Below are 14,001 nucleotides of genomic sequence, written 5' to 3'. Positions count from 1 at the left end.
TGGGACCTTTCATAGTACGGCTTGATGGTGAGAGCGAACCGCCCTGCAGGGCGGGTGGTTTAAGGCTCCGCGGAGGTCCCCATGAGTCTGCGAACCTCTCTGACAGTTCGGACTACGGTGTCGAGGGCCCGTTCGATGTCGTGTTCCGTGGTGGCGTATCCGAGAGAGAAGCGCACCGTAGAGTCCGCGTCCTCTCGGCTCAGTCCCATTGCAAGCAACACATGACTCGGGCTTGGAGCGCCCGACGCACAGGCGCTGCCGTCAGAAGCAGCAACGTCCGGCATCGCAGCCAGGACCGCGTCTGCGGGAATGTCCGGAAAGGTAACGCTGGTGACACCAGGCAGACGTGGAGACTTGATCCCGTTGATACGGCAGCCCGGCAGACGGGAGGTCAGCCCAGCTTCGAGTGCATCGCGTAACCCAGCGACACGGGCCGCCTCATCGTGCAGGCGCACTCTCACTGCTTCGGCCGCAGCGCCTAGCCCCGCAATTCCAGGGACATTCAACGTTCCCGCGCGCCAGCCCCGTTCCTGCCCCCCTCCGAGCAAGAGGGGACGGTGAGGAAACGGCACCCCGCGGCGCACAAACAGTGCTCCGACCCCTTGCGGTCCCCCAAACTTGTGAGCCGATAGGGACAGAAGATCAACATCGAGTTCGCTCAGATCCAGTGGAAGCCGGCCGACATACTGCGTCGCATCTGTATGCACTAGCGCGCCTGCCTCCCGCGTCAGCTTGATCACGGGCGTCAGGTCGGTCAACACTCCGGTCTCATTGTTGGCGAGCATGGCCGAGACGATTGAAACCGGGCCTCGTTGACATGCCGCCTCCAGAGGCCCCAGTTCGATGGCCCCGTCCCGGTTCACAGGCAGCTCGATGAGCCGGCCGCGTCCGCCTGTGGTGATGGCACGGGCCGCCTCCAGCACGGCAGGGTGCTCCACGACAGTTGTGACAATGGCCCCGCCGCCGCCTGAATGAACTGCACGAAGCGCCAGGTTGTTTGCCTCGGTCGCCCCAGAGGTGAAAACGAGTTCGCCCGGTGCGCAGCCGAGCAGGCGGGCGAGGCGCTGACGAGCTAGGTCGACGCGTGAAGCCGCGCCTCGGCCCGCTTGATGGACACTAGAAGCATTGCCGACGCTTCGGAGAGCGTCCAGAGTCGCTTCGAGCGCCTCTGGACGCAGGGGAGCCGTAGCGTTGTAGTCCAGATACACCACGTCCATATGTTCCGCCGCACCTGCCATGTTCAGCTCCAAATGCTGCCATGTCACCCTCTAGCCACTCCTGGCGGGCTCCCTCGTAGGGCAACCTCCAACTCGCCAGGAGCACGCTGAGATCCTAGCTAACCCCTACGACAGCATGGGTAGCCTCGGGAGAACGGAAGTAAGTCCCTAGCGCGAAACCGCCGCTCGCCCTGTGATCGACAACTCGGCGGCACTCCATGGGCAGGCAGGGGAACGGCAACATTGCGGCATGCCCCGCTCCGGGGCCGGCAGAGCGGCTCACCTCGCGACGCCATCCAAACGAACGCCCTCTAGGGGGTGTCATCATGCACTGGAGACCAGGAAGCAGATGATCTTGGTCGAAGCTTTAAGTGTAACATAGTTCGATTTTCCGCTACGCTGAGGATGTCCCTGACCCGCACGGGTGCTGACCTTGGCGGAGTAACGCATTGATGGCCCTTAGGGCCGTGCGTTACTCACCGATGCAGGCGGGGTGCGCGATCGACGTAAGGCGAGAGCGGGGCAGATGGCTGGCGTGAGCAGCGGTCGTTTCGAGGAGCAGCGTGCGAGGAACCTGGAACGTGCCCGCCGCAGCGGCGTACCGGATTCGGTGGCCCGGCTCTTCGCGATCGTTCAGGAACCCCGATGCGACAACGAGCCCGCGACGCCGGAGTTCGATGGAGTCCTGAAAGAAGAGGCTACGCGTCTTCGAGGACGCATCAGCGGCCCAGTATCCGGCTCAGGTATGCTGTTCGACGTTGGCGGGTTAGGTGGCCTGTTGGAGACCGAGGCAACGACAAGCGCGCACCGTCTTCTCGCCGCGGCCGAGACAGCTGGCATGATAAGAGCAGCTGAACTGCTGCGTGCGGCTCTTGAACGGTGCGAGAGCATCCCTCAACACCCCGTTGGGCTCGCCGAATCGCCCTCATTTCCTGAACACAAAAGAGTCCCGAATCCGGAGACCGGGCGACCGATTGGGATGTGGCGCTAGCCGACCAGTCTGGTGCCTCCCATGATGCGCTGATAGTAGGGCAGGAAATGGGCGATCCAGGCTGCAAGGGTCTCCCATGAATCCGCGGGATCGTCGATCGTGCGGCCCATCTCGCCACAGAGATCAACGAGCCGCTGGACGGCCTTCATGGTTGTCAGGTTGCTACATTCGCGTGCGATCCGTCCGGTGAATCCTTGCCGGAGAATGGCCCCCACATATGTATTGAATGCTTCCTCTGTTGCCAGTCCGGTGGGTATTCCCAATGCGGCCAGTTCTGGTCGGACAAGTTCCGCCACGCTTTCTTCACGTTGACCGGTGTATACCCGCCAGAGGACTTCGGGCGGCCGATAGGTAGGCAGCCAGTCGCTACGTTCTGTTGCCTCGATAGGTGCACGGACCGGCGCAAGTGGCAGGATCCTTGCAGCGGCAAGGACGGCATCGCGGTCGCTCTCGGTGGCCGCCACCGACGTCCCCCTTAGCACGGTCAGTAGTGACATGAGTGCGGGGTCATCAGCTGCAGTCTCGATCAGGAGCTCAACGGCACCTGGGCCATGCCATCCCATACCGTTTGAGGTCACGTTCGCGGAACCGACCAGGGCGTGGGCATCGGCAAAGTACGCCTTCGCATGCATGACAGGCTGAAGCGCCACAGTCCCACCGCATTGGATGACGAGATCGAGCACGCGCGGGTCGCTCACCCCAGCCGCCACTTCGTCGGGCCGCCATCGGGTGATCACTTCCAGTGAGCACTCAGCGGGAAGCGTTGACAGCAAGGGCTCAATTCCCGAGACGGTGATAAAGGGCGCGACAATCGTCACGACTTTCGCATCTCGCACGAGCGCCAGGAGGCGTTCACCGCAGCGTTGGGGGTCGAACTCCGGCGGGGTCACGTGTCGCCCTCCCCGTCCTGGGTCTCATCCTCTCCGTCGAATAGTGAGGCTGCTTTAAAGGCTTGGTCCTCAACGTATTCCGCGAGGCGGCGACCCCACCCTTCGCGGATTTCCTGGATCTTCCCAATGAGCGGGCTCGTCCGGTGCTCGTTCTCGTAGCGCGACCACGCCAGCAGAAGCCACGTCACGGCATCTGCGCTTTGCACCAGTAGCCTCTTGGCCTCGTCTTCGCTCATCGCCTCGATCTCCTCGTTCGAGACGCGGAGTGGCTCGATTAGACTCCTGTAAGCCGGATGAGCGTTGTTGATACATAAGATCTCAAGGTTAAGCGCCTCGTCGGGCCAGAAGAACGCTGGTGCCTGCTTCACGGGGCGGTCAATCACCTGCACTGTTACGCCACGTTGGTAGTTGGCGATGATCGCTTCGCGGACCTCGGCCGGCACATCCTGCTCTTCCAGCTTTTGCTCGATCGCTTTGGCTGCCTTGCTGGGGTCCGGCTTGGTGTTGGCGTAGTCGGCCTCGCCAGGTGTTGGGCTGACGGCGGAGCGGGTCTTCTTGGCGTTGGAGGCGACGCTCGTGACGGCTGGTTGGGCTCGTCGAGCGTTGGTGGCAGCCTGCTTCTCGTTCTTACCTTCCTGCTTCATCTGGCTAACGAGGGCGACGAGCTGGTGCGCCATGTCGTACAGCTCCGCGATGGGGTGTTCCTCGTCGAACAGCCCCTCTTCGATCGCCTCGTCTTTAGTTAGATGGTGCTCACGGGCCAGACGTAGTGCCTGTGTAAGGTAAGGGGCGTCCTGCTTGTTGTTGGTGACTCCGAAAATGTCGTCGAGGCACGGGGCGAACGCGATCTCGACACCCCACCAGCGGTCAGTAGCTTCCTGCGCCAGGGTCTTCTCCAGGACTAACTCGCGCTCAGCCCGCATGACAGAGATACCAGAGTTCTCGCGGGCGTGGCGTCCCTGGTGGGTGTCCTTTCCAGGGTTGCGTCCGGGCCTCGCTTTGGGCTTCGCCAACGACAGGCGGGCGTGAACGGTCGAGGTGCCTTGGCCGTCCGGCCGTTGAATGACGAAATCGCGGGACGTGTAGTGCTCGGCAAAGGGCGGCTCGTCTGTGATTCGAATCAGGCCGTCTCTATCGTCTTCCGCGGCCGCTTCCCAGTACTCCAGCGTAGTCTCAGCCACCGGATGCAGGTACAACGGGTCGTTGGGCCTAACGTCTTTGAAAACGTCGGGCCCGCCCAACGTGTCCCCTTCCATGACGGCGACCTTGATGCTGCGCCGTCGATTCTTAGAGGTCAGGAAGTTGCGGTAGACGCGACCGAGAAGATATTCGGTGTGCGTGAACATTGCTTCTGCGCGCACCCAACGCAGCTTGTCGAGGTTCGTCCATCGGATCGCGGTACCGCTGTAGACCGGTTGGCCCATGGATGTGTCAGGAACGGCATGTTCTTTGAAGACGTCAAGGACCCAGTCAGGCATAGGGACGTAGTCCGGGCTTGAGGGATAGGTCGGCCAGGGCACCGTCAGCCGTGCTTCCTTAGCGGAATCTTCGACCTTCTGCAGATCGAGGTACGTGTGCGATGCGTTTTCCGGCTGCGACTTCTGCCAGGTCCACACGTCTGTCCGCTTGCACTGCGAGACGCTCGCCTGTGGCAGGCCCATGCCGAACCGGCCGATGCCGGACCGGTCGTCGTACTTGCCGGAGCCGCCGAAGGACAGCGCGAGGTTCAGCGCCCCGTCCGTCATGCCCTCGCCGTCGTCTATGACCCAGATTTCATCAACCCGCTTCGTTGCTCGCGCCTTGCCTTGCACCGTGCGCTGCACGATCACCAGCAGCACCGTGTTGGCATTGCCCCACTGAAACGAGTTGTCGATCAATTCGGCTAGGGCATAGTCGGTGCCCTTGTAACCTGTGTCCCGGATCGACTTCACAGTTTGCGAACCGGAAAGGAGGGGCGCTTCCTTCCCTTTGATATCTGGCACTACCACAAGTCCTCCCAGTGCGTGAAAGCAGCAGCTATAGAGCCGAATGCAGGAACGGATGGGTCGACAACTGTGACGACTACGGCCTTCTTGTTTCCGCCGGCTTTAGGGCCCCGAATACCGCGGCCGACCATCTGGCTGTACAACACAAGTGAACGCGTGGGGCGGGCTATTACGACCGCGCTCGTCTGCGGAGCATCGAATCCTGTAGTAAGCACTCCGTAGTTAACCAGCACGCGAGCAACGGGAGCCGTGTTCTTGTACATGCGGATCGCAGTGTCGCGGATCTCCGGCGCCGTAGTGCCGTCAACCGCGTCAGCCAGCACCCCCGCCGCTCGCAATGTCGCCGCGATAATATGGGCCAACTCAACGGAAGCCGCGAAGACGATGATCCGACGATGCGACTCCTTGACCAGCTGCAGTGTTGCGGCAGTGACTTCGTTAAGGTAGTCGTCCTCGTCCATCCCCAACTCGGCCGGGTCGTCACTGTCGGCGGCCGGCTCGTCCTCATCGTCCGGCAGCTCACCCAGCAGTCGGAATTCAGGCTTGGCAAGGTAGCCCTGCTGTATCAGGTACTCGACAGGGCCAACTGCGCCACCATCCGCCGCGGCGTCTAGTTCAATCTTGGTGTGCTCGAAGAACGCCGCGAGTTCCTCGTCGGCAGGGGAACCGACAAACGTACGCCCCGGCGTGGCGCTCAGGCCAACGATGGGCGTAATCGGCTGCCCCGCTACGGACAGTTGTTGCACGACCTTCCGGTAGGTAGGGGCGATAGCTTGGTGAGCTTCATCGAAGACGATCAGTCCCACCCGGCGTCCAAGGTCGCGGAGGAACCCGGGCTCGGCCCGACGTGAGTAGAGCGTCTGCAGGCTTGCCACAAGGAGACCGTCTGTCAGGTCATCGCTGCGCCACTCCTGACCGCTCCATGCGGCCAGGATGGGGACTTCGCGGTTGCCCAGTGCGGCCCAGGCACGGTGGAACTCCCGCGCCGCCTGATCGAGAAGCTCGCGCGTGGACGCAAGCCAGAGCACCGGTCGTCCCTCGTGTTCTCGAAGGAAGTCACACACCATACTCAAGGTCGTACGGGTCTTCCCGGAGCCCGTGGGCATGTGCAGCAGAAGACGGGTCCTGCCTTTCCTTAGCAACGACCGCGCTTGCGCGATGGCGCGCCGCTGATGGGGAAAAAGTCCGTATGTCGGAGCGGCCCCGGTGGGCAGAGCTGTCGCCTTGTCGCTGTGGGCCTCCGGCAATCCGAGGAAGACCGCAACGCGACCGGGATTCGCGAGAATCCCTCGCGTGCTCAGTTCAGCCGGCCCCAACGACAGGCGTGCCGACAGTGTCTGGCGCTGCTCTTCCGGTAGCTCATCAGGGAGAACGCCGACGTCGGTGAGGCGGCGGACGGCTGAAACCGGATCACCGAGAGATGCCGCAGCGAGCACCGCATCGGCCGGCATCTTTGAGACGAGGCCATTTCGAACAAGCCCGGCAATCGTGCGGACCACTCGGGGGTCAACGAGGGTTCGGGCTCGTGCCGAGGTGCTTAGAAGGTCGAAGATCGTGTACCGGTCGTTCACAGGCGGTTGGACCCCGACGGAAGATCGTAGTCTGTAGCCCACATGGAGGCGCTACGCCGAGGCCAGGGGGTAGCTGACAGGCCAGCGAACCGGAGACCAACTTGTGCGCGGGGAGATGGCGGCGCGGGACGAGTCACTGCAACTATGCAGTCCATCTGAACGGCATCCTCCGCACACATCGCTTCGAAGATCATTTGCCACGTGGGCTATTAGAGCGGATGCTACGGCATCTACTTGAATATCTCAGTCCATCGCTGTGCCCAGGTAACAGTCGGTCCTCGGTCGGCTGACCGTCTGGCCTCGCAACCAGACGTGTGGTGGGTTTTTCTGACTATTCGACGTAAAGGTCGCCGGCGAACCACCTCAACACCACGCACCCCTGATCCCTCTGCGCAAAGCTCAAGTGAGATGCGAAGGGACGCCGCAGCGCAAGTTTTCACGCTCGCCGAGAACGGACCATGTTCGCTAGGCTTCGGCTCGACCCTGTCGGTTGGGTCGCCGTGAGGTCGGGGGTTTGGGTCACGCTCGGCGTGCAGCGCATGGGGGCCAGATTGGTCGAGGACGTTCTGCTTCGCTTTCTCCACAGAGGGCTCCTCGACGTCCGCGGGGACGACAGCAAGCTCGAAAGGCTGCAGCAGGCTGCCAGCGACCTCGCTGCAACCCTTCGGAAGACGCCGTCGAAGACGATTCCCTTCTCCCTAGTGTCCTTCGACCCGCAGATCCCCGACGACGATCCAATCGTCAGCGAGGTTGTGGACGTGCTGAGGAAGCGCTGGGCTACCTACGCCAACGTCTTCTCCGGCACGCCAACGACCCTCATCCGAGCGATGCTCTTGGAAGCCCTAGCGCAGGCAGCGGCAGCAGACGGACGCATCGGGGCGGCCTTCGTTGCGCTGGCGCGAAATATTCTCCCCCATATGGAGGCTGCCGGTGAGCAGGCGATCTGGGCAGACGTCGTCCCGGAGATCGAGCGCAGGGTGGACACGAGAGCCGAGGAGGAGTGGGCGACGCCTTCATCGATCATGGTCTCTGCACCACAGATCGAGCTGTCAGAGTCGAACCCACTGACCTTGACGGTCGAGCCAGTCGACCGAGACCACCTAAGGAAGCTGTACCGGGCAGCCGCGGGTCCGCAGTTCCACAACCCGCAACAAGGAACAACCATCGCCACGAATGGGAATCCGCACTGGCCGCAGAACAACGCACCTTGGGTAACCGAGTTTGGCCAGCGCCTGGCTGAGGCTACAGCCGACACCGTCGAGGCGGTCGTGAGTGAAGCAATGGTTGATCAAGCGGATCTGACAGGTGCCTTAAAAAGCCTGGTAGTCGGCATCTCCGCCTATGTCGACGAGACGCTCAGAGCCGTGAGCACCGCTACGGCCGGGCTCCAGCGCCGGACCCACCTCTTGTGGTGGAAGGAAGCGTTGTTCTCCCCGTCCGCCCGGCTCAGCTACCGTGACCTGCCGCAGGACGTCGCGGCGCCTCTGATGGCCTTCGACCTTCACCAGCAGATTCCCACGTTTTCCCCGGCGAGTGTGGCGGCATTCCTATCGGAAGCCGTCCTATGCCTGCCTAGCGTTGACCCGAGCGAGACCCATTCGATCCGCGAACTGGTCGCGACGGCGCGAGAGCATGCCGGACTTGCGGTACTCCGCGCTGCCGGGACCGAATTGGTTGCTGTTCCCGCAGGTCGGTGCTCGGTCCTAGCCTTGATCTCTCATCCCGAAGTCCGTGCCTCGCATACTGAAGAGGAGTTCAGGCGGTTGACCGGCCTGTCTCCGGAGACAGAGCTCACCTTGCCGAGCTGGGCGATCTGGGTGTTCCGCGAGCTTCAGGCGGTCAAGGCCGTGACGAATTACACAACCGCCAAGCGCCGCGGGCGGAAGGGCTAGTCGGCATGGAGCGATGCGGGAGGCAGAACTGTTTCGCTCCCGACACCGGTTGCGGTGTCGGCCATGTCGACCTATCGAACTGCTCCGACTGGATCGCCCAGCCCGCCACGGACTCGGCGGAAGCTGAGCCGGGCGATCATGCGCTGCTACCGTGGTCGGGAAGCGCGCTTGGGCTCGCTGATCTCGCTTTCGTTGCGGGCTGCGCCCGCCCCGTGATTGTCGGCATCGTCGGACTGGAGAACGCGGGGAAGACCACGCTGCTCGGAGCCTGGTACCTACTCCTCGGTAATGGCACGGCCAGATTCAAAGACCGCCGGTTCGCTGGCTCCTTTTCCCTCGACGGCTGGGAGGCTGTCGCGAGATCGCTGCGCTGGTCTCCCGGTCAGCTGCCGGGCTTTCCACCGCACACAACCAGCCGGAGTGGTCGCGCCCCGGGTCTCCTGCATCTGTCCTTCTGGGACGCAGTCGGCGAGCGCTCCAGGGACTACCTGCTGACCGACGCGCCGGGCGAATGGTTTCAGCGGTGGGCGATGAACCGCGACACGCCCGAGGCCGAGGGGGCACGGTGGGTCGCCGAGCACGCGGATGTCCTGCTTCTCATCGCGGATCGCGAGGCGCTCGCCGGCGAGCGCAGGGGCGCAGGGCGCGGCGCGCTGCAGCGGCTGTGCCACCGACTAGCTGCCGAGCGAAGGGCGCGTCCCATCGCGCTGGTGTGGACGAAATCGGACGTCGAGATCGCTCCGGAGATAGAAGACTCCGTTCGCCGGTCGGTGCTGGAACTCATGCCTGACGCTGTGGAGTTCTCGGTCAGCGTTGTCGAGGCTGGATCCACTTGGACCGACCTTCTGGACTGGGCCCTGAAAGCCCGGCGGCCGAGGGTCGAGTTGCCGCCCCGCACGGTGATCAATGATGACCCGCTCTTCCTGTATGGGGTGTGATCCGCGTGAGTCTGTCCGGGGACTCGATCCTCCTGCTTGGCGAAAGCGGCGTCGGGAAGACGCACTACGGTGCCCAACTACTCAGGCGGCTGACGAACGGTGATGGCGCCCTGCGCATGGACGGGCACGCGACGAACCTCGACCCGTTCGAGGCTGCGCTCGCGAGCCTCGATGAGGGAATGGCGGCTGGACATACGGCCACCACGACCTATGTCGACAGCCTCTGGCCCGTACGTGACGCGGCGGGGCGGCGAGCAGACCTTGTCTGGCCCGACTACGGCGGAGAGCAGATCAGGACTATGATCTCGTCTCGACGCGTGCAAAACGCCTGGCTGGCGCGCGTGCGGAATGCCCGCGCATGGCTGCTTTTGATCCGGCTTCAGCAAACGCGGACGGATGATGACATCTTCTCCCGCCCGCTAGTCTGTCTCCGCGACGCGTCAGCTGAGAACCGAGAGATACCAATCTCGGATCAGGCGCGCCTCATAGAACTGCTGCAAATGCTGATCTACGTGGCAGGCGCCGGTGGGAGGCGCCCGCTGGACCGGCCGCGGCTTGGAATGCTGCTCACCTGCTGGGACGAACTCGGCCTCGACCTAGCACCGACGGTGGCGCTCGAAGCCCGCCTGCCAATGCTCTGGGAATTCCTCCGCTCCACCTGGCACACACCGTTCGTCATGGGACTGTCGGCCTTGGGACGCTCGCTCAGCCCGGAACGGCAGGACGACGAATACGTCGCCCGTGGCGCCGAACACTTCGGTTACGTAGTCCAGCCGGACGGGAATCGGTCAACGGATCTCACCTTGCCGATCCATCTGCTCCTGGACAGTCTCGGGCAGCGGCAGAGCGGACAAAGGGCCCCAGAGTGATCGTCGAGCAGGCGGTGTTCGGCGAGGTGCGAGGCGGTCACACGCTCAGGGTCGCCACCGGCGACGGTAGGACCGCTGCCGAACTCGCCTCGCGCCTCGACTTGCCGGATACAGCGCCACTCGGGGTGGCCTGGTCACCCTTCGTCGTAGGGTTCCCCTACCAGGACCGTTATGTGCTCGCACGCATCTTCCTGGACCCGGGGGTCGTCAGGGCGGGCATGGTTCTGTCCCACGCCCTCATCACGCCGCTAGAGGAGATCGTCGTCGCGTCAGATCTCCGACCGCTCTTCGCTCGGCTAATCAGCGAGCCGACCGCTCCCGCGAACCTCCGGACACTTGACCTCACGCTCGGAGATAAGGTCCCGCCAGAAGCACCTGATCTGCCAGCAGCGGCGGCGGCCCTCGCTACGCATGGAGCCGGACCCGTCGTACGACCAGGCACTGACGGCTTTGATGATCTCGTGATTTCGCTCTGGGGAAGACTCTGGCCAGCAATTCGCCGGAGCTTCGTCTTTCGGCTGAGCTTCGGCCCCGCCGATGTGGTCGAGACCCCTCAGCCTACGCTGGTCTGCACGCCCCCCGGGCTCGTATCACGCTGGCGAGGGCATCGGTTGCTCGACGCGCGGTCTGCCCCCGCTACCTCGCTGGCCGCCGCTCTCCTCTGTGGGCGTCGCGAGAGCGAGTCGTTGCGCGCTTTCGCCGAGGAGATAGGCGCAGACATTTCGAGCTTCAACCACCTTATCCTGTTAGAGAAGGCTCATCAGCTCTCCATCTCGGAATCAAGCACCATCGGCGGCACGCTCGCAGCCGTTCGTCTGATCGACCGGCTGTCACCGGACCCGGCTCGTGGTGCCATCCGCAAAGCGGACCTGCTGGACCGGCTGGTCAAGCACCTTGGTGAAGCCTCGGTTGAGGATGTCCTATCGCTCCGCAACCTTGTACCGCAAGGTTTCAAGGAAACCGAGTGCGTGTGGGCAGAACTGTCACGGTGGCTGGCGAAGAACACCTTTTCTCCGCTTCAGGACGCTTTCTTTATCTTGTTGCTCGCTGATGCAATAGATGCGTCAAGAAGCACGGAGAATTGGCGGGACGCGATCCTGAACGGCATGTCGGCCGCCGCTCGCACGGCGGACCACTTCGCCCGAGCCTTCTGGCGATGGGCCGAGGCCGACCCCGCCATCGTCCAGCCAGTGTTGACCACGATCAAGGCAGACGAAGCGCTGGAGCAAGTTCTTATCGACACCGCCCCTCGCACGCTGAGCCTCGAGGCTGCTCACAGAATCCTAGAATTCGCACGAGAGCAGTGTCTCTACCGGCTGCACGGAGCGACGGCAGCAGCCGCTTTCGAGCCGGCCAACGCCGTACGCCTCCAAGCCGCAACCGAACCATCGCCCGGGGTGGAAGGAATTCGCCTGGCACTTAGACACGCCGTGCCAGGCGAGATTGTCAACTGCGCAATCAGCCTCGCTGACTCGCGGGTCATAGGTCTCGCCGCCGAATGCGTGGCGGATGACCCGGGGCTGCTCGCCCACGTAGATTTGTCCGGTCACACGGCGCAGGTGATTTGGTCGGCCAGTCTGGAACACAATCCGGAGGCCTGGCGCGGGCCCACCGATCCGCGTTCGGCATGTGAAACGATCCTGTTCGATCTGCTCGATGGTCGCGCTGTCCTACCCGAACTCATCACCCGCCTGTCGCTCACACCCCTAGCCGATCTGTCCGCTTTCGTCCGCCGTACCGAACTCTGGCCAAAACTGAGGGAGCCAGCTCGGAGCGACATGCTCCGGGCGACCGCCCGGGGTTGGCTCGACCAAGCTCCAGGTTCCGGGGCCGCGGTAGAACCGGAACTCCAGACCATGGTCCTCGCCGACCCGGAACTCGACCAGCTGCTCACTCGGCTCGCGAGCGGTCGCGTCGGCCAAGCCGTCAAGGTCGTAGGGGCCCTTGCCGCCTTTAGGGAGCACCGGTTCCGCCTCTGGCTCCGCACCGCGGCAATCCGTACGTGTCCTCTCCCAGAAAAAGATTCGGAAGCGATCGGCCGCTTGACACGAGAACGCCGATGGAAATCGGTCGCAGACGAACTCTTGTCGATGCTGCGTCACGGCCGTCAAGACACCCGACCGGCGCTGCGTGCTTGCCTGTCGCTGATTGGCTGGTGGGACCGCTGGCGATACGACCTTACGGAGATCAGCGCAGACGAAAAGTGGGAGTCGCTCGAAGCCTTGGCCGCTGAGCTCTACCCAACGGGTCCCGGCTACAACGGACTTTGGGAACGCGCTGGCGGGCGTGACGCCGACCTCGCATGGGCCCAAAGCGGACGTACTCAGTGGCGGGAAGCTCTCGCCCGGACCCGGCATGGAAGCACGCAACCACGCATAGAAAGCCTTCTACATCAGATGCGAAGCGACTTCCCTGACAATTCCTCCCTCAGTCTTCTAGCGGATGACCGAGAATTCGGAGACCGTCGATGAGCGTTCACACGCGACAACCCTGCAGAAACGGAGTACCGAATCCGTGACCTTCAGTAATGGCCGAGCATTAATCATCGCCGTCGCCGACTACCACGAGGCTAACGTCCTTCCCGACGCCGTCCTGGACGATGCCCGGGACATCGCCTCAGTCCTTCAAGCGCCTGACTATTGTGGCTTTCCTCCCGAATGCGTGCGCATGCTACTGAACCAGGAGGCCACGCTGGACGCCATCCGTGCCGAGCTGAGCGAACTCGCATTGTCGGCTAGCTCGGACGACACTGTAGTGATTTTCTTCTCTGGTCACGGTGGCCGATTCGAATCCTGCGGAGTAGAAACCAGCGCTCTCATACCCGTCGACTGCCGCCTCGACAATCTAACGGGAACCTCACTTTTGGAAGCAGAGTTCTCCGAAGCGCTCAGTAGTATACGAGCAGGGCGGCTTCTTGTTCTTCTGGATGCCTGTCATTCCGGTGGCGCAGGCATCTTGAAGGGGAGCCAACCAGTAGAGCCTCGATCAGGATTCGACGAGAAGTCTCTGCAGAGACTCGCTCAAGGTATTGGCCGCGTGATCATCTCATCGTCACGGGCAAGCGAAGTGTCATTCGTGCTGCCCGGTGCCCGCAATAGCGTCTTCACCAACCACCTGCTCCAGGCACTCAAGGGCAAGGCGCGAACAAATGGCGATGGCCTTATTCGCGTCTTCGACATCTTCAATTTTGTCGCCGAACAAGTCCCCCGTACCGTTGCCAACCAGCACCCTATCTTCAAGGCCTCAGACGTTGAGGACAACTTCCCGGTTGCCCTCGACCTAGGCGGGAAGAAATCACCCACTAACCCAAGCCCACCGATTCCGGAGCGATGGCGCGACCTCGAACAGATTATGGCGGACCTCTATCCCACTGGCCCTACCGACCAGGACATATGGGCACGGGCCGGCGGTGATGTCTCGCGCCTCACGCTAACCGCAACAGGGCGAGCGAACTGGTTCGCCGCACTCCGCGCTCTCCGACTCGGGGGCGGCGGTCACGGAATCAGCATCCGGACGTTGCTCGAAACCGCGCTCGCCGACTTCCCCCGCCACCCTGAACTCACAGTCTTGGTAGCGTCGCTCTGACGACTACCGCCACACGTGGCCCGGCGGCAGGTGCAGCACGACCGCGACATCGACGTGCTCCAT

Annotated in this window: 9 protein-coding genes; 5 read left to right on the top strand and 4 right to left on the bottom strand. The window is 63.0% G+C overall.

What is annotated here, in order from left to right:
- Nucleotides 1–59: 59 nt before the first annotated feature.
- The 4 genes from ACFHYQ_RS04965 to ACFHYQ_RS04950 form a co-directional block, all read right to left on the bottom strand.
- The gene (locus ACFHYQ_RS04965) at nucleotides 60–1,265 is read right to left on the bottom strand and encodes a cysteine desulfurase family protein (protein WP_394299873.1); all 1,206 of its coding nucleotides are present in this window, start codon (nucleotides 1,263–1,265) and stop codon (nucleotides 60–62) included.
- A gap of 939 nt (nucleotides 1,266–2,204) precedes the next feature.
- A complete protein-coding gene (locus ACFHYQ_RS04960; RefSeq protein ID WP_394299872.1) occupies nucleotides 2,205–3,098 on the bottom strand; it encodes a phospholipase D-like domain-containing protein in 894 nt (297 codons plus the stop codon).
- Entirely contained in the window at nucleotides 3,095–5,080 is a 1,986-nt protein-coding gene (locus ACFHYQ_RS04955; RefSeq protein WP_394299871.1) for an ATP-binding protein, read from the bottom strand. The genes ACFHYQ_RS04960 and ACFHYQ_RS04955 overlap by 4 nt, the downstream gene beginning before the upstream one ends.
- Nucleotides 5,080–6,582 (bottom strand): DEAD/DEAH box helicase, encoded by a 1,503-nt coding sequence (locus ACFHYQ_RS04950; RefSeq protein ID WP_394299870.1) that lies wholly within the window; start codon nucleotides 6,580–6,582, stop codon nucleotides 5,080–5,082. Before ACFHYQ_RS04950 ends, ACFHYQ_RS04955 begins: the two co-directional genes overlap by 1 nt.
- A 530-nt stretch (nucleotides 6,583–7,112) precedes the next feature.
- Between ACFHYQ_RS04950 and ACFHYQ_RS04945 the strand changes: the two genes are divergently transcribed.
- The 5 genes from ACFHYQ_RS04945 (at nucleotide 7,113) to ACFHYQ_RS04925 (ending at nucleotide 13,938) form a co-directional block, all read left to right on the top strand.
- Nucleotides 7,113–8,546 (top strand): GTPase-associated system all-helical protein GASH, encoded by a 1,434-nt coding sequence (locus ACFHYQ_RS04945; protein WP_394299869.1) that lies wholly within the window; start codon nucleotides 7,113–7,115, stop codon nucleotides 8,544–8,546.
- Nucleotides 8,547–8,758: 212 nt separating this feature from the next.
- Nucleotides 8,759–9,484: a TRAFAC clade GTPase domain-containing protein gene (locus ACFHYQ_RS04940; RefSeq protein WP_394299868.1), complete on the top strand. Its 726-nt coding sequence runs from the start codon at nucleotides 8,759–8,761 to the stop codon at nucleotides 9,482–9,484.
- Nucleotides 9,481–10,353, top strand: a complete 873-nt coding sequence (locus tag ACFHYQ_RS04935) for a TRAFAC clade GTPase domain-containing protein (RefSeq protein WP_394299867.1) — start codon at nucleotides 9,481–9,483, stop codon at nucleotides 10,351–10,353. The genes ACFHYQ_RS04940 and ACFHYQ_RS04935 overlap by 4 nt, the downstream gene beginning before the upstream one ends.
- Nucleotides 10,350–12,824 carry a GAP1-N1 domain-containing protein gene (locus ACFHYQ_RS04930; protein ID WP_394299866.1) on the top strand — a complete coding sequence of 825 codons (2,475 nt, stop codon included), beginning with the start codon at nucleotides 10,350–10,352 and terminating at the stop codon, nucleotides 12,822–12,824. The genes ACFHYQ_RS04935 and ACFHYQ_RS04930 overlap by 4 nt, the downstream gene beginning before the upstream one ends.
- On the top strand, nucleotides 12,796–13,938 hold the full coding sequence (locus ACFHYQ_RS04925) for a caspase family protein (protein WP_394299865.1): 1,143 nt from the start codon (nucleotides 12,796–12,798) through the stop codon (nucleotides 13,936–13,938). Before ACFHYQ_RS04930 ends, ACFHYQ_RS04925 begins: the two co-directional genes overlap by 29 nt.
- Nucleotides 13,939–14,001: the final 63 nt, after the last annotated feature.

This window comes from Sphaerimonospora cavernae (assembly GCF_042435035.1).
Taxonomy (GTDB): Bacteria; Actinomycetota; Actinomycetes; order Streptosporangiales; family Streptosporangiaceae; genus Sphaerimonospora; species Sphaerimonospora cavernae.
This window is presented reverse-complemented; position numbering and strand designations above follow the sequence as displayed.

Bases quoted from the DNA above. Each gene is read 5' to 3' on its own strand.
- ACFHYQ_RS04945 (WP_394299869.1), top strand. From the start codon at position 7,113: ATGTTCGCTAGGCTTCGGCTCGACCCTGTCGGTTGGGTCGCCGTGAGG.
- ACFHYQ_RS04925 (WP_394299865.1), top strand. From the start codon at position 12,796: ATGACCGAGAATTCGGAGACCGTCGATGAGCGTTCACACGCGACAACC.